We start from the raw sequence: 16162 nt of genomic DNA on the forward strand, positions 1-16162 counted from the left end.
GCTAGACTTGGTAGTCTTGGCTGGGTTAGTTATGTACGGACTGTTTACCGTGATTCACTAACCAACGAATCGCACTCGTAGTCATTATTAAGGCGGCTTCCAACAAGGTTTGATTTTAGTATTCCCATTTAGAAACAACTAATTACTACACTCGTAAATTATTTTTGTGCTGCTTGAAATTTTGTGGATATGCGCCCTAGCAAAGTAAATTTTGGTGCTACCTTACGACTAATGCGATCGCACTTCACTATAATATGACTGCCCTTATCCTCAACTTAAGTCCCACAATTGAGCTAACCGACGAGCAGTTTTTCCAACTGTGTCAAAACAATCAAGAGTTGCGAATTGAACGCACAGCACAGGGAGAACTAATTATTATGCCTCCTGCAGGATGGGGAAGCGGAAGCCGGAATGCAAGACTAACCGCCCGTTTAGGTAATTGGACAGACATTAATGGGACAGGAATAGCTTTTGATTCTTCTACAGGATACAAGCTTCTTAATGGTGCAAACCGCTCTCCTGATGCTTCCTGGATTAGCCGAGAGCGCTTAGAAGCGTTAAACCCAGATCCAACGAGATTTATGCCTATGGCTCCCGATTTTGCTGTAGAGTTGCGCTCTGCAACCGATGGATTACGGGCGACACAACGAAAAATGCAAGAATATCTTGATTGTGGTGTGCGTTTATGTTGGCTTATCGATCCGCAAAATCAGCAAGTAGAAATTTATCGGTTAGGGCAAAATGTAGAGGTGCTAAAGTCGCCCTTAAGCTTATCAGGAGAGGATATATTACCGGGATTTGTGCTGGAGTTGACAGGAATTTTAGATTAGTTTTTTCTAAGGCAAATATTTCTGTACTACACTCCAACCCGTTACCGATACCCAAACTAGCCCAGCAAGTAAAGTAATATTTGTGCCAATGTGCAAACTCCATGCCCAAGGCTTGACATGAATCAAAGTCGCACTTGCGCCAGATAGCAACACTAGCGCCACAACTACTAACCCCGCTACATAATGGGACGAATGACCTAGAGAGCCAAAATGCCCTAAAGTCCCTACAATTCCAATCGCCAGGAGTAGTAAAACTAAACCAACTAAACTAGCACCGAGTATGTAGTGCAAAAACTTTAACCAACTAGGTTGAGCTATAGACTTGGTTCTAGTCCTAAACATCCAAACCCCTGTCACCGCTAATAGCAAATAAGCCAAAACAGAAAAGCCCATTGCCCAAGCGGCTATTTTCCACAACCAAATAAACGAAGGTAGGTTCAACCTTAATAACCCAATTAAAACTTAAGCGTAATGTACTCTAATAGCTACGTTACCTCACTTTTCAATTTTTTAAATTATCTAAAAGCAGGTTTTAAATTTAACAAACGGGCAGCTAACTCTAGCAACCCGCAAGTAATGGAATAAAGTTTCTCATTTTAGGTAATTTTTAAGAAACGGTAGTTAAATTCTCATGTTTTGCAGTAGCTAAACCTTCATTGGCGGCTTCTGTAGCTTGCCCATTTAATTGTTGGATAAAAGCGCTGCTGTCTTCTTCGTCCATCGCCAAGCGATCGCACGGAATATTATCTGATAAAATCGAACTTGCCATCATGCCTGTATGAATCTCTAATACTGCTTGGGATGGCGCTTCAAATACTAACCGTTGTCCAGGAAAAACTACCCGCTCAAAATACCAATTTCCTGTATTAGAACTACGAGCTATTTGGATCTTGCTTGTAGCATTCACGTAGCAGCAGACAATCCGATTTGATTCATCTGATGGTATGGGATCGATTATTTGAGCCATAACTGCTAACTAGCTTATACGCCGCTTCTTAAAATTACCTTTTTAAGCTAACACTCGCGATCCCCATCGACTGTAACCTCTACTACCAACTACCTCATATTTGGTAATCTACTTCTTAAGGTAGAGAGACAGAATATAAATATTATATTAAGCTTCTGCAAATTTATCTATAGGTAATTGACGAATTAAAGTATCGGTGTTAAGTGGTGAAGAAAAAGTTTGTTTTTTAGCAAATTCTTAGAAAAATTTAAACAAAATTCCCTCTCGCCTGAGTAAAGTAGATGTTATCGTAAAGTTATATGAATAAAATTCAGAAAACCTGTAAGTAAGTGATGTTTCATGAGCTTACAGAAGTGAAAGTATAAATTAAATCTGTAAACCAGCAGAGAAACATTTGGCAAAAAGGCAATCTGTCTGAAAAAGAGTGTGCTGCTGGCTGAAAATGGAAACTAGGACTAGATAGAAGTTAAAAACCACAATGGAAAACCGCATTCTCTACGTTCGCCTTCCGTGCAATCCTATCTTTCCGATTGGGGTTGTTTATTTAGCCGATGGCGTACATAAGCAATTTCCCGAAGTCCAGCAGCGTATTTTTGACTTGGGAGTTGTGCCACCACTGGATTTTAATACGGCTCTAGATGAGTGTGTAGATGAGTTTCAGCCAACGTTATTAGTATTTTCGTGGCGAGATATTCAAATCTACGCACCAGTGGGAGGACGCGGCGGAAATCCCTTACAAAACGCCTTTGAATTTTATTATGCCAGCAATCCTTTAATTAAATTACGAGGAGCTTTTGGCGGATTAAGACTTGCAGCTTCTTACTATACCGAACTGTGGCGCAATCAAGGCTTAATTTCCAGAGGATTAAAACGCGCTCGAAAGTATCATAAAGAAGCTCGTGCGGTAGTTGGTGGCGGTGCAATTAGCGTATTTTACGAACAGTTGGGTAACAAATTGCCCAAGGGAACAATTGTATCGGTAGGTGAAGGGGAAACGCTGTTAGAAAAGCTAATTAAAGGGGAAGACTTAAAAAGCGAAAGGTGCTATGTAGTAGGAGAAGACAAACCACGCGATCGCCTAATTCACGAACAACCCACCCCTATAGAGAAGACTGCCTGCAATTACGACTATATAGAAAGTATCTGGACAGAATTTCAATACTATTTGCAATCGTCAGACTTTTACATCGGTGTACAAACCAAGCGTGGCTGTCCTCATAACTGTTGTTACTGCGTTTATACTGTAGTTGAAGGCAAACAAGTACGCATTAACCCCGCCGATGAAGTTGTCGCCGAGATGCGGCAATTATACGATCGCGGTATTCGCAATTTTTGGTTTACAGACGCGCAATTTATCCCGGCTAGACGTTACATAGATGATGCGGTAGAATTGCTCCAAAAAATTGTCGATTCTGGCATGAATGATATTCACTGGGCGGCTTACATTCGCGCCGACAACTTAACCCCCCAGCTATGCGAATTGATGGCTAAAACCGGGATGAATTACTTTGAAATCGGTATTACTAGCGGTTCTCAAGAGCTAGTGCGTAAAATGCGGATGGGCTATAATCTACGGACAGTTTTAGAAAACTGCCGCGATCTGAAAACCGCAGGCTTCAACGATTTAGTATCTGTTAATTACTCTTTTAACGTTATTGATGAGCGTCCCGAAACCATCCGCCAAACAATAGCTTATCACCGAGAATTAGAAAAAATCTTTGGTGCGGATAAAGTAGAGCCAGCAATATTCTTTATTGGACTTCAACCCCATACTCATTTAGAAGACTACGCCCTTAAAAAAGGTGTACTTGAGCCAGGGTACGATCCTATGAGCTTAATGCCTTGGACAGCCAAAAAACTCTTGTGGAATCCCGAACCATTAGGATCGTTCTTTGGTGAAGTTTGCTTGCAAGCATGGAGGCAAAACCCGAATGACTTCGGACGCGAAGTTATGAATATACTAGAAGCTAAACTAGGCAAATCCGAGCTAGAAGAAGCTCTCAGCGCTCCGATAGCTAATGATAAACAGCTAGTTACAGCATCATAAATTTTTTGTTCTCGGCGGTTCGTTTAATAAATTCCCAATATGTTACAAGGTTCAATTTTACAAAAGTTAGCAGTAGCCCACGCTGAAAAAAGACCCCTGAATTTTGGGGTCTACTACAAAAACACTCTAGTTGCTTTGTGTCACGCTTTAGAAGATTGTATTTTAAGCTGTAGTGAGCCTCCCTTAGTAATTACAGCTTTTCAACGGGGCAAATGGTATCTCCAAGAAGCAGATAGATACAACGAATTAGCTCAAAAATCCCGGCAAGTAGCAATAATGGCGGCTCCCGACGCGGGATTTACTGAACATCCTACAAGCCAGTTAGCAAATGTAGATGTATTAGGAATAGACCCCAGTGACCCTGTAGCGCAAGAATGGCACTTAATGATTTTGGGTTCTAGCTATACAGCAATGGTACTGTGTCAAGAATTATCTGAGGCAGACTACGGTACAGCCGGAAAACCAGCTACAGATTTAGAACGAAAATTCTATGGTTTTTGGACATTTGAGCCTGTATTGGTGCAAGAAACGGTGGAAATTGCGATCGCGCATATGCAAACTTACAACCCCGAACTCGCTCAAAAACTAACTAACCAAGTAAAAGAAATAGTCGCCGCCGCGCCAAATACAGAACAAGAGGACTTAGGCTCGATTGTTTCCTGCGTCGTTGATTATTTACAGACCAGTGAAGCTGATAGTACAGGGAAGCACCAACAAGCTCTAGATAACAACTTAGTTTCTAACGAACTTCAGGCATTTTTACGTTTAGCGCAACTAATAGATAATGCCGATACCAATAACCAAATGACCACCGCCGAAGTAGCTGCTTTAGCTGAGACTGTCGGGCAAATGATGGATTTACCAGCTTGGCAGCTAAAACGCTTGCGTCTTGCAGGATTGCTGCATAGGGTCGCACCTTGTACAGTGAGCGTTGAGTATGGAGAAGCGCCTAGTTGCCCTTTAATGCCCGCCGCGCAGATATTGCGGACAATGCCCCGGATGAGTGCGATCGCTCGTATTATCACCCATCAAAACGAATTGTGGAACGGTACAGGACAACCAGGCGGCTACGCAGGTGAGGAAATTCCTTTAGAATCAAGGATTTTAGGCTTAGTTACCGCTTTTCAAAAGCGCGTCACCGACTTACAAGCAGCGCACCATAGCGGCGATTCGGTACTAATGCAGGTATTAGCAGAGTTTAGAGCCAAGCAAGGAGAACATTGGGAGCCAAAGCTTGTAGATACTTTAGAACTGTTAGTGATGGGACTGCAACAAGGTTTAAATTTACCCGTCGTTTTACCAAAAATCAGCGCTGGGATGTGGTTAATTGATGCTCAAGGTACGGATGTGCCAAATTTCAATGATAAGAGAGTAAAAAGCAGTGGATATTGAAGCCATCCGTAAAGGAAAAGTTGTACATTTACCAGGGGCTAATTTAGAGGACGAAGATTTCTCTAATTTGGACCTAACAGGGATAAACTTCGCTGGGGCAAATTTAGTTGGGGTCAATTTTTCTGGTTCAAAACTAGAAAGAGCGCGTTTAGACGGAGCAAATTTACTGGGAAGTCAGTTTTTAGGAGCCGACTTGAGGGCAAATTTGTTAGGCGCAAATTTGATGCAAGCAGATTTGAGTGGTGCAGATTTGCGCGGTAGCAACTTAAGAGGTGCAAATTTGATGGGAGCGAAATTATCGCAAGCATCGTTTGCGGGAGCTTTTTTAAGTGGTGCAAACTTAATGAGTGTCAACTTGCAAGGTGTAGACTTTCGGGGCGCAGATTTGCGCGGAGTCAACCTTAGTGGGGCAAACTTACATGGAGCAAATCTCAGTGGGGCAGATTTGCAAGGGGCGTTACTCCAAGAAGCCAATTTAGAAGAAGCTGATTTACGCAATGCTAATTTATCCGGGGCAAATTTAACCGGAGCAAATTTGTTGTGTGCGGAGTTGGAAGGAACTAATTTAGCTGGAGTCAATTTTACAGGCGCTTGTTTAGTGGGGACGGTAGCTTAATTCGCGAATGCCGAGACAAAGCCTCGTTCGGCGAGCTTCGCAATATCAAAGGATATATAGGCGAAGTTCTTACATACATGATATATATGAGAAGTAGGTAAATTGTACAATTTGTACCTTCTGAAGGAAACTTTATCCCGCAACCGTTGCGCCCTATTCAAAGCATAAAAAGTAATCATATGATTAGAACTAATCTTAGTGAAGCTCGTGATAATCTGTCAGATTTAGTTAACCGTGTAGGTTATGGTCAAGAGCGAGTAATGCTTGAGCGACATGGAAAGCCAGTAGCAGTAATAGTTAGTCTTGAAGATATTAATCGCCTAGAAGCTTTTGAAGATGCTAGTGGCTCTGCGTTGCTTAAACTTAAGCAAGAAAAAGATGAACTTATGCTCTCGCTGTTTCTAGATTTGCTAATGGATAAGGCTTTACAAAATTCTGAGGAATTGGAAAGTTACACAGAAGCTATGGCATCTGAAGATGATGAATTGATGGCAGGAGTGGTGCTTGATTCGTAATGAGTGGCAGATTTACTTCATTAAACGGCTATTTGGCAAACAACGCCGTGATTTACAAGCAGAAGTTCGCCACTTGAAACAGACTTTGCCTTCTGAAGACTACTTGAGTCACAGCCAGGTAAAACTTTACACAGCGATTATGGTTTCCATCAAAGAAAGAATTCCTGAAGACCCTTTCGCTGAATATTTTGCTTTATCTGGTCCACTCAAGAAGTACGGGCGAGTCAAAAAAATGGGATTGCCTAAGCGCTACCGCCTTTTCTTTCGTGCTTTGCAAACTCCAAATCACAAAGCAATCTTCATTCTCTGGCTAGGCTACCCCCGTAAAGCTGGAGATAAAAACGATTGCTATAGAGCATTTACCAAAATGGTTGAGCGAGGCGACTATCCAGAGTCCCTTGACGAGTTGCTACTGTTGAGCGACGAAGATTAACTGAAGCAGATGTATCATTGATGGTGAGATGCGCTACTTCCTAATTATCCCAGCCATAATACTTAAAAAGCCTATCCCTACTAATCCAGCTAAGGGATTTTGATTAACTCCTGTAACCCAGTCGGGGACTTGCCCAGAATACTTAATCAATTGACCGACGTTGATAATATAGTAGCCCCAAATTAAACCGCCATGAATGCCAATCGATAAGCCTAAGCGGTTTTGACAACGGCGTTTTGCCAAAACTAGCATTAATCCCAATAACAATAAACCGGGAAATTGCGGCGCTGTGCGTATCATTTCTGATAGGGGTTTAATAAAATGCAAGCAGGCAAATATTGAAGCATTTACCCAAATTGCCGCTTTTGCGTAATCGCGCTGTAATTCATCGAGCAGCCAACCGCGAAATAATAATTCTTCTGCAAAACCAGTTGCGATCGCAACTAACAATCCTTCTAAAACTATTTTTACTTGTATCCCTTGCTGCCAATGCAACCAACCTAACAATCCTTCTAAACTAAACAAGCTCAAAACTGTTATTAAGCCAATTCCCAACCCTACTAATAACTCTTTACCATTAGCCCTGCTGCCTACTAACCCGTAATAACGCAATAGTTGAGGTTGACGATAAACGTACTTTCCCCACAGTTTCAGCAGTAAAATAAACTCAGCATACAATAACACAATTGTCAAGATACTAGCCAAATTGCGATCGCCTACATAAGCGTAGATAGGTAAAGCAAAGGGCAACCATAACAGCAGTAACCCTAGTACAAATATACCCAACCTTAGCGGGGCTGGGTAAGAGGCGATCGCAACAATGTTAATTTGCTTCAACCTTACTCGTCTGGCTCAATGGTGCTTTGTAAACCGTGATTATTCATAGTTTCACAGTAAAACTCCGCGTGTTCTTGAGCGCAAGTAATAACCAAAGCAATGCCATTACTATGAGCTTCCATCATAATACTGACTGCTTGAGGCTGAGTAATGCTGCTTACAGTCTCCATTAAGACTTTTACTACGAATTCCATGCTATTAAAGTCGTCGTTATGCAATAAAACGCGATACCGAGGCGCTATTTTACGGACAGTTGAAGGCTTTAGTATGGTTTCAACAGACACAGGTTTCTACTCTTTTGTTACTTAATTACAACTAAATAGTTGTCAAGCTGTAGCTCAACACTCATTAACTTATTTTATAGCGTATCTATAGCAATGGGCGATCGCACCGTAAATAAAGGCAGAAAAATCTAGAATAAAGCAAGTGACCCAAGCCTGTCACTACGAGGAAGAATTAAAGATGAACTCTAAAACTAATTTTCAACCGTTACAAATTGTTTGTTTAGAACATCTTACTGCTTGTTTATATGCCGAAGTTATCCAAGTTGTAGAATCGCGTCAAGTTTGCTGGGTGCGTCCTTTACTTCTAATACAACATTCCACCGGGGATCAATCCGTTATAGACTTGCGCTCAACAATCGACTTGCTTTGGTCTTTAGCTTCTTTTCGCCCTGCCTTAGACACAGAAATTTTACCCTTTTTAGCTAATATATTTACCTCAGCACCGCCGCTACAGTCAAGCGCTCATGCCCGCCAACAGCTAAACTCTTTTGTACAACAGCTTTGGCAATCACAAAAAAACGAATCTCAACACAATAAACTATCTTCCGTTGACCAGTCCTAAAAAAAACTCCAAATATTCCCCCCCTTTTTGACCAATCTCAAAAAGAATTTTCAGATATTTTCCCCCTTTTTCAAGGGGAGACAAAAAGCGGTGTAGCTATGCTTCCCGCTTTATTGTCGTGGGTTAGGGAGGATATCTATTTTAAACCACCTCTTCCGAGTAACGAATCCCCGCATCTTTCATGCGCTTAATTGCCTCGTGCATCCGCTCATCGGGTACAGTAAGAGCAATGCGGAAAAAGCCCTCTCCTGACTCGCCGTAGCCATTACCAGGGGGGACAATAATCCCGCACTTGTCTAATAACAAAGTTACAAAATCTGTAGAAGTATATCCTTGGGGAACTTTAGCCCATACATACAACGTAGCTTTAGGCGCTTCAATATCCCAGCCTAAACTCTGCAATCCTTGGACAATGATATCACGCCGCTTTTGGTAAACTGACATCACCGCTTGCAATTCGGCTTCTGTAGTAGAGTAAGCTGCGATCGCGGCTTTTTGTACAGCCTTAAATACCCCAGAGTCTACATTTGTCTTTACTTGTCCTAAACCTTTAATCCCGTGACTAGAACCCACGACAAACCCCACTCGCCAGCCTGTCATATTATAGGATTTAGACAAGCTATGAAACTCAATTGCTATATCCTTTGCCCCAGGTACTTGTAAGACGCTAGGGGGCTTGTAGCCATCGTAAGCCATCTCTGAGTAGGCGTGATCGTGACATAGCAATATATCGTATTTTTTGCAATAAGCTACCAACTGTTCAAAAAATTCTAGTGTAGCCAATCCCCCTGTAGGATTATTGGGGTAATTTATCCACAACAACTTAGCTTTACGGGCTATTTCTTCGGGAATTGCGGCTAAATCTGGTAAAAACTTGGCGGATGGTAATAATGGCATCCGATAAAAATCGCCGCCAGCAAAAATTGTTGAAGTGCGATACACCGGATAGCCAGGATCAGGAATTAATGTATAGTCTCCAGGTTCTACAAAAGCCAAAAATGTATTGTGGATTGCTTCTTTAGAACCAATAGATGACACAACTTCGGTATTTGGATCTAATCCTGTAACCTTAAACCGCCGTTCCATCCATTTTACTACCGCTTCTCTAAATTCTTTTGTTCCTTGGTAGGGAGGATAGTTGTGCGTACTAGAGTCATCAATTGCCTCGTGCATCGCTTGGACAATGGGTTGTGGAGTAGGTTTATCTGGATCTCCTACTCCCATATTAATAATATCTACTCCTTTGGAAACCATTTCGTCGCGTTTACGGTCTATTTCAGCAAATAAATAAGGAGGTATTTTTTCTAAGCGTTTAGCGAACTGCATGGCGATTTAGCAACAAATTACTATAAAAAATACAAGCTTTTGGTATAAATAAGCATCAGTTTTGGCTTACTTTGTTTCTTCAAAGGCTGACGGGTTATAGCTGATGGCTACTAACCAGTGGAAGCACAATACCACAATTTACGCCTTGCTCGCTTTGGGGTTTAAGTTTCTGGGCGATCGCTTATATTAAGCCCACCACAACTAAAAGCAGTTCATACATCTATCTTTAGATAGACTTGTCTTTTCCTTATATCATGTATCTTTTGTCAAAAACCTACTAACATTACTTCGTTTACTTGAATAGCTCAAACAAGCCACTATAGACTAAGTCTACAAACATAATTGAAAATAAAAATAGGTGGAGAAACTTTAAATAAACTGTCCGATTTATGTATTCTTTATAACCTACACGGATTGTTGGTTTACCTCTAAAGATAGATTTAAACAGAAAATTTTCAGTGCTGTAAGCTTTTAAAACCTATGGTTTACCACATTCATATCACTTATAGACCTATGAAAAAGTTTTGTATAATTCCACACTTTTAACTTATGTAAAATTAGATAAACTATAGCAGTAAGTAGAAGGAAAAAACTCCAACTACTGGTCGATACTAAGATCGATTGCTTTTGGTGAAATAGAACTTATCTAATCAAGTAGTAAACCCACTAAATAAAAAATAATGTCAACGACAATTGCCTATCCGGAAATTACAGTTATTTGCCCTCATGGTGCTGTAAATGCGTCGAACGCCGGAGATTTTCAGCAAGAAATGACGAAAGCAGTCTTGCAAGATAAGGGTTCTAGCGTACTGGTAAACTTAGAGCAAGTAGAATCATTAGATAGTGCGGGTTTGATGGCATTGGTTTCAAGTCTTAAGTTAGCTCAGTCTTTAGGTTCGCGTTTTAGCTTGTGTGGTGTATCGCCAGCTATTCAGATTATTTTTGAACTAACCCAGTTAGACAGAGTATTTGAGATATTTGAAAACACTACCGCCTTTAAAAAAGCTTGTTCCTAAATTAACTAATGCTAAGGTAAAGCTAAATAGCTGAAATTAGCCAAAGTGGTTGCAGTTAAAGAATTATTAACCGATGGGATTCTCAAACCTGCTCGTTATTTAGGTAACGAGTTGGGATCAGTTCATAAAGATTGGGATAAAGCCGTAGTGCGTTGGGTGCTGACGTACCCAGAAGTGTACGAAGTCGGAGCGTCCAACCTTGGGCATATTATCTTATACAGCATTTTAAATGCTCAACCGCGTCAACTGTGCGATCGCGCTTATCTACCCGCGCCCGATTTATCAGCAAAGTTACGCGAAACTGGTACGCCTTTATTTGCGGTAGAGTCCAAGGAATATCTAACTAAGTTTGACATTTTAGGTTTTAGTTTGAGCTACGAACTAGGCGCAACCAACATTCTAGAGATGTTGGATTTGGCGGAAATTCCCCTGACGTGGCAAGAAAGACAGCAAAGCTCTTATCCGTTAATCTTTGCAGGTGGACAAACCGCAACTTCAAACCCCGAACCCTACGCAGATTTTTTTGACTTTATTGCCTTGGGTGATGGGGAAGAATTATTACCAGAAATTGGCTTAGTCTTAGAGCAAGGTAAGTTAACAAATTTAAGTAGAGTTGAATTACTGCTTGAATTAGCACAAGTACCAGGCGTGTACGTGCCACAGTTTTATAAAATGGCTGAAGATGGCTCAGTGCATCCCCTCCGCCCCGATGTCCCCGAAAGAATTTTGCGGCGTGTAGCAACTCCTATGCCTGCTTATTCGATTGGTTTAGTACCTTATGTCGAAACAGTACACGATCGCCTTACCGTAGAAATTAGACGCGGTTGTACTCGCGGTTGTCGTTTCTGTCAGCCAGGAATGCTCACCCGTCCGGCACGAGATGTAGAACCAGAGCAAGTAATAGAAGCAATTGAAGAAGGAATGCGGGCTACGGGATATAACGAATTTTCCTTGCTATCGCTCAGTTGCTCAGATTATTTAGCTTTACCCGCCGTTGGGGTAGAAATAAAAAATCGCCTTAAAGATGAAAATATATCCTTATCTTTACCGAGTCAAAGAGTAGACAGATTTGATGAAAATATTGCCAATATCTTAGGCGGTACTAGGAAAGGTGGACTGACTTTTGCCCCCGAAGCTGGTACTCAAAGGCTGCGGGATGTTGTTAATAAAGGCTTAACTAACGAAGAATTGCTCCGGGGTGTAAAAACGGCTGTAGAGCAAGGCTGGGACAAAATTAAGCTGTATTTTATGATCGGCTTACCTGGCGAAACTGATGAGGATGTATTGGGCATTGCGGAGACGGTGCGGTGGTTGCAACAAGAATGTCGAAATATAGAAAGAAAAGAAGTAACGGGGGATGATAAATCATCATCGCAGCGCCGCTCTGGGGGCGGTAGAAAGGCTTTAAGCATTAATTTGACAATTTCTAACTTTACGCCAAAACCCCATACGCCGTTTCAATGGCATTGCGTGACAGATGCGGAGTTTGAGCATAAAAAATGGCTATTAAGGTGCGAATTTCGCTCAATCAGAAATTTGAAGGCAAATTTTACCGACGTGCGGATATCGGCGATGGAGGATTTTGTTGGTAGAGGCGATCGCCGTCTTGCGCCTGTAATTCGTCGTGCTTGGGAATTGGGCGCAGGGATGGATTCATGGTTTGAAAGTGTCGATAAGGCTTTTGGGGCGTGGGAAAGAGCGATCACTGAGTCGGGTTTAGGATGGAAATATCGTCAAAAAGAAGAAGACGCGGCGACACCTCAAACTAATTTAGATCGGCGCTTACCTTGGGATCATATTAATACCGGAATTAGTAAAGAGTGGCTAAAAGCAGATTTAGAAAAAGCATTAGCCGCCGCTATCGTACCAGATTGCTCTTTTGATGAATGCTCTCATTGTGGCGTTTGTAGCGTAGATTTTGGTCACAATGTAGTTGTAGATGCTCTACCTATTCCCGAATTTGCCGGGGATTTTGTCCCAAATACCGATAGATTGCAACGAGTGCGATTGTGGTTTGGCAAGTTAGGAGATTTAGCTTTAATTAGTCACTTAGATTTGCTGCGCTTATTTGATCGCGTATTAAGACGAGCATCGCTACCAATTTCTTTTAGTGGCGGCTTTCACCCCAGCCCCCGCATGGCGATCGCTATGGCATTACCATTGGGAGTAACTAGCAGTGGCGAAGTTATCGACTTTGAACTAACTCAAAGTGTTGATTTAGAGGAGTTTAAACAAAAAATCAGCCAACAGTTGCCAGCGAATTTACCAATTTATAAAATAGCCGAAGTCGATTTAAAAGCACCGTCTTCAGCAAAATTACTAACCCAAGCGGAGTATTTGCTAACAGTAACAAGTACAAACCCAAGTCAATGGCAGCAATGGATAGAAGCAATTAAAACTACTGATGCTATTTGGTTAGAACATACTACCAAATCTGGGAAACTTCAGACGATTAATTTGCGAAGTCGCTTACTGGATCTAGCTTTAGTTTCCACAACTCCCGACGTATTACGTTATACAGGGGTTTGTCAAAATGACGGTACGCAACTAAAACCAGAACACGTAATATTTATGCTGGAGCAAGTAGCAAAGCAAGAATTTTCTTTACTGCACATCCACCGCGATCGCCTTGTGATAGAAAATTAGAGAAAAATATCCTTCGTACTACTTTCTTAATTGATTTTTGCCCTGCTTAGGCTAAACTTGTATCTATAGCAATTTTTAGCGCTCAATTTTCTGCTGTAGCTCATTGGGAGCAATCGGGGCGGAAGCAAAAATAATTGCAGAACAGTTCCAACAACTCTTTTGCATAAAAGTTAAGGCGAACTGAAAATTCTCTGTTATTTGTTGCTTTTGAGTAGCTTGGCGATCGCTATTGAGTGCCGTTAACTTTTTTAAAGGTCTTGAAGATTGTATTGCTGACTCCTAAAAGCCAGGATACTGCATAAAGATTAATTACAGATGCTCAATGCCCGTTGTTTACTATGGTAAGCAACTGTTGTGCAATAAGCCCCCACTTCAAAGGTAGTTAGCACTAATGTGTTATTTGCCTTTGACCTAAACCCCTAGTTAAATTCCAATTGCAATTATCAGCAGCATCAATATTCAGGCTTGTGAAAGCGAGACAATCTTCACGGCTATGAAACATCGCTGCTAAATTTGAGGAAATTGAATGCCAAAACAAATTATTATCGCCGAACAGCACCACATAGCTGCGGTTTTTAGCGAAGATCAAATTCAAGAACTTGTAGTAGCTACTGGTCATCATCAAATTAGTGATGTTTATTTAGGAGTAGTAGAAAATGTATTGCCGGGGATAGATGCGGCTTTTGTCAATATTGGCGACTCGGAGCGAAATGGATTTATTCATGTTACCGATTTAGGGCCATTACGACTCAAGCGGACAGCAGGAGCAATTACAGAACTATTAGCTCCCCAGCAAAAAGTATTAGTTCAAGTAATGAAAGAGCCAACGGGAAATAAAGGCCCAAGGCTGACTGGAAATATTACGCTCCCCGGTCGTTATGTCGTATTAATGCCCTTTAATCGCGGTGTAAACCTTTCAAGGAGAATTAGAACTGAGAACGAACGCAACCGTTTAAGAGCTTTAGCAATCCTCATCAAACCGTCGGGAATGGGTATGTTAGTGCGTACCGAAGCGGAGGGAAAGCCAGAGGAAGCAATTATTGAAGACTTAGAAATATTGCTCAAGCAGTGGGAGACAATTCAACAAGAAGCGCAATCGACACGAGCGCCAGCTTTACTAAAACGCGACGATGATTTTATTCAGCGCGTACTCAGGGATATGTATGGCGCAGATGTCAACCGGATTGTAGTAGATTCCAATCTAGGCTTAAAAAGAGTCAAGCAGGCTTTAGTTAATTGGAGTGGTGGGAGTGTTCCCCAAGGGTTGCTAATCGATCATCACCGCGATCGCACCTCCATATTAGAATACTTCCGCATCACTGCCGCAATTAAAGAAGCCCTGAAGCCACGAGTAGACTTGCCTTCGGGGGGTTATGTGATTATTGAACCTACCGAAGCTTTGACGGTGGTTGATGTCAATTCTGGCTCGTTTACGCGCTCGGCTACCGCTAGAGAAACCGTACTATGGACAAACTGCGAAGCGGCGACAGAAATAGCTAGACAACTGCGGATGCGGAATATAGCAGGAGTAATTATTGTTGATTTTATCGACATGGACTCCCAAAAAGACCAACTCCAAGTATTAGAACACTTTAATAAAGCGCTCAAAGCTGATAAAGCAAGACCCCAAATAGCCCAGTTATCAGAATTAGGTTTAGTCGAACTTACCCGCAAGCGCCAAGGACAAAACATCTACGAATTGTTTGGTAGCACCTGTCCAACTTGTGGCGGCTTAGGGCATATAGAACATTTACCAGGAGAAGCCGACAATCGAGAAAAGGAAGTAGTTACAACTCCAATTAGAGAAAGAATATCTTTAGCTGAAATTCCAGAGAGATCGCCTATAGTCATCCCGGCAACAAATCGGGAGTTTCGCACACCTACCCCCAAGCTACCAGAACCAAGAGAAAATTATCTAGATACCGCCGAAGCTTTCACCAGCAGCGAGCGCCCTTCTGTAGTTAATATTAGCGATCGCTCTAGCTTTCAAGAAGATAATGAAAGCGATCGCCGTACTCACCGCCGTCGCAATAGTCGGATTGAAGCAGAGGAAGCCCAAGAAAATAGTTTAAATTTGGTTAACGATATCGAACCAGAAATAGACATTGAGGAGCAAGAAGAAGCTCAAAGCGATCCTGAAACAACGTCTATTACAAGTAAAGTTAGTTGGATTGAAAGAGCCGAGCGCACTAAGCCTGTAAAACCAGAGCCAATCAAACCTATCGTTACACCGCCGGAAATTGTGACTGTAGAAATGAGTCCAGAACAGCAAGATATTTATGCACTCATGGGAGTGTCGCCCTTGGTGCTATTAAATCGTCAAGTAAAAAACTCCAAAAGTGCGATCATTAACGTTATTTTGCCAGGACAAACGGTAAAATCTGCGGTGGTTGAAACCCAGGACGCAACAGATATCTTAGCACCAGAAGTAGTGATTGAATCAGATAGCGATCGCATAGAGCAGTTAGTTCTACCAATTACACCCAGCTTAGAACCTGCGATCATTGCTCCAGAAATTGCCCAAATTCCCACTATAGAAGCAGTGGAGGATTACCCGATACAGGAAGACGTTAATAATTCGGTAGAGGAGACTGTCAGCACAGAACCTCTAGTAGAAGAACCACCCCGTCGCCGCCGTCGCCGTTCTTCAGCTACAGAATAGCTAGAAGCAAATAGCTGTTACCCAAGTGC

The 16162-nt window shown here is 41.9% G+C and carries 15 protein-coding genes; 10 read left to right on the forward strand and 5 right to left on the reverse strand.

Annotation, left to right across the window (positions count from 1 at the left end; translation table 11 throughout):
* The first annotated feature begins 254 nt into the window (after window positions 1–254).
* Window positions 255–830, forward strand: a complete 576-nt coding sequence (locus C7B70_RS16230; RefSeq protein WP_106370055.1) for a Uma2 family endonuclease — start codon at window positions 255–257, stop codon at window positions 828–830.
* Between the two features lie 6 nt (window positions 831–836).
* Here C7B70_RS16230 and C7B70_RS16235 read toward each other — a convergent pair whose 3' ends face one another.
* Window positions 837–1271: a DUF4079 domain-containing protein gene (locus C7B70_RS16235; protein ID WP_106370056.1), complete on the reverse strand. Its 435-nt coding sequence runs from the start codon at window positions 1269–1271 to the stop codon at window positions 837–839.
* Between the two features lie 166 nt (window positions 1272–1437).
* Window positions 1438–1797, reverse strand: coding sequence for a DUF1830 domain-containing protein (locus tag C7B70_RS16240; RefSeq protein ID WP_106370057.1), 360 nt, complete (start codon window positions 1795–1797; stop codon window positions 1438–1440).
* Window positions 1798–2275: 478 nt separating this feature from the next.
* Here C7B70_RS16240 and C7B70_RS16245 point away from each other — a divergent pair, with 478 nt between their 5' ends.
* The 5 genes from C7B70_RS16245 (at window position 2276) to C7B70_RS16265 (ending at window position 6800) form a co-directional block, all read left to right on the forward strand.
* The gene (locus C7B70_RS16245; RefSeq protein WP_106370058.1) at window positions 2276–3844 is read left to right on the forward strand and encodes a photosystem II high light acclimation radical SAM protein; all 1569 of its coding nucleotides are present in this window, start codon (window positions 2276–2278) and stop codon (window positions 3842–3844) included.
* Window positions 3845–3883: 39 nt separating this feature from the next.
* Window positions 3884–5236, forward strand: a complete 1353-nt coding sequence (locus C7B70_RS16250) for a DICT sensory domain-containing protein (protein WP_106370059.1) — start codon at window positions 3884–3886, stop codon at window positions 5234–5236.
* Entirely contained in the window at window positions 5226–5852 is a 627-nt protein-coding gene (locus C7B70_RS16255; RefSeq protein WP_106370060.1) for a pentapeptide repeat-containing protein, read from the forward strand. The genes C7B70_RS16250 and C7B70_RS16255 overlap by 11 nt, the downstream gene beginning before the upstream one ends.
* Before the next feature lie 179 nt (window positions 5853–6031).
* Complete coding sequence (locus tag C7B70_RS16260; protein ID WP_106370061.1) at window positions 6032–6367, forward strand: type II toxin-antitoxin system Phd/YefM family antitoxin; 336 nt, start codon at window positions 6032–6034, stop codon at window positions 6365–6367.
* Window positions 6357–6800 (forward strand): type II toxin-antitoxin system YhaV family toxin, encoded by a 444-nt coding sequence (locus tag C7B70_RS16265; RefSeq protein WP_106370062.1) that lies wholly within the window; start codon window positions 6357–6359, stop codon window positions 6798–6800. Before C7B70_RS16260 ends, C7B70_RS16265 begins: the two co-directional genes overlap by 11 nt.
* 33 nt (window positions 6801–6833) lie before the next feature.
* Here C7B70_RS16265 and C7B70_RS16270 read toward each other — a convergent pair whose 3' ends face one another.
* Window positions 6834–7637 carry a CPBP family intramembrane glutamic endopeptidase gene (locus tag C7B70_RS16270; protein WP_106370063.1) on the reverse strand — a complete coding sequence of 268 codons (804 nt, stop codon included), beginning with the start codon at window positions 7635–7637 and terminating at the stop codon, window positions 6834–6836.
* Window positions 7638–7639: 2 nt separating this feature from the next.
* On the reverse strand, window positions 7640–7921 hold the full coding sequence (gene clpS / locus C7B70_RS16275) for an ATP-dependent Clp protease adapter ClpS (RefSeq protein ID WP_106370064.1): 282 nt from the start codon (window positions 7919–7921) through the stop codon (window positions 7640–7642).
* 142 nt (window positions 7922–8063) lie between these two features.
* On the opposite strand from clpS, the gene C7B70_RS16280 reads away from it, so the two are divergent.
* Complete coding sequence (locus tag C7B70_RS16280) at window positions 8064–8483, forward strand: hypothetical protein (RefSeq protein WP_233220963.1); 420 nt, start codon at window positions 8064–8066, stop codon at window positions 8481–8483.
* Window positions 8484–8624: 141 nt separating this feature from the next.
* On the opposite strand, the gene C7B70_RS16285 is transcribed toward C7B70_RS16280, so the two are convergent.
* Window positions 8625–9809: a pyridoxal phosphate-dependent aminotransferase gene (locus C7B70_RS16285; protein ID WP_106370066.1), complete on the reverse strand. Its 1185-nt coding sequence runs from the start codon at window positions 9807–9809 to the stop codon at window positions 8625–8627.
* Between the two features lie 680 nt (window positions 9810–10489).
* Between C7B70_RS16285 and C7B70_RS16290 the strand changes: the two genes are divergently transcribed.
* The 3 genes from C7B70_RS16290 (at window position 10490) to C7B70_RS16300 (ending at window position 16133) form a co-directional block, all read left to right on the forward strand.
* Window positions 10490–10825: an STAS domain-containing protein gene (locus C7B70_RS16290; protein ID WP_106370067.1), complete on the forward strand. Its 336-nt coding sequence runs from the start codon at window positions 10490–10492 to the stop codon at window positions 10823–10825.
* 45 nt (window positions 10826–10870) lie between these two features.
* A complete protein-coding gene (locus tag C7B70_RS16295; protein WP_106370068.1) occupies window positions 10871–13471 on the forward strand; it encodes a TIGR03960 family B12-binding radical SAM protein in 2601 nt (866 codons plus the stop codon).
* Between the two features lie 526 nt (window positions 13472–13997).
* The gene (locus tag C7B70_RS16300; RefSeq protein WP_106370069.1) at window positions 13998–16133 is read left to right on the forward strand and encodes an Rne/Rng family ribonuclease; all 2136 of its coding nucleotides are present in this window, start codon (window positions 13998–14000) and stop codon (window positions 16131–16133) included.
* Window positions 16134–16162: the final 29 nt, after the last annotated feature.

The organism is Chlorogloea sp. CCALA 695 (genome assembly GCF_003003885.1).
Lineage (GTDB): Bacteria > Cyanobacteriota > Cyanobacteriia > Cyanobacteriales > Chroococcidiopsidaceae > Aliterella.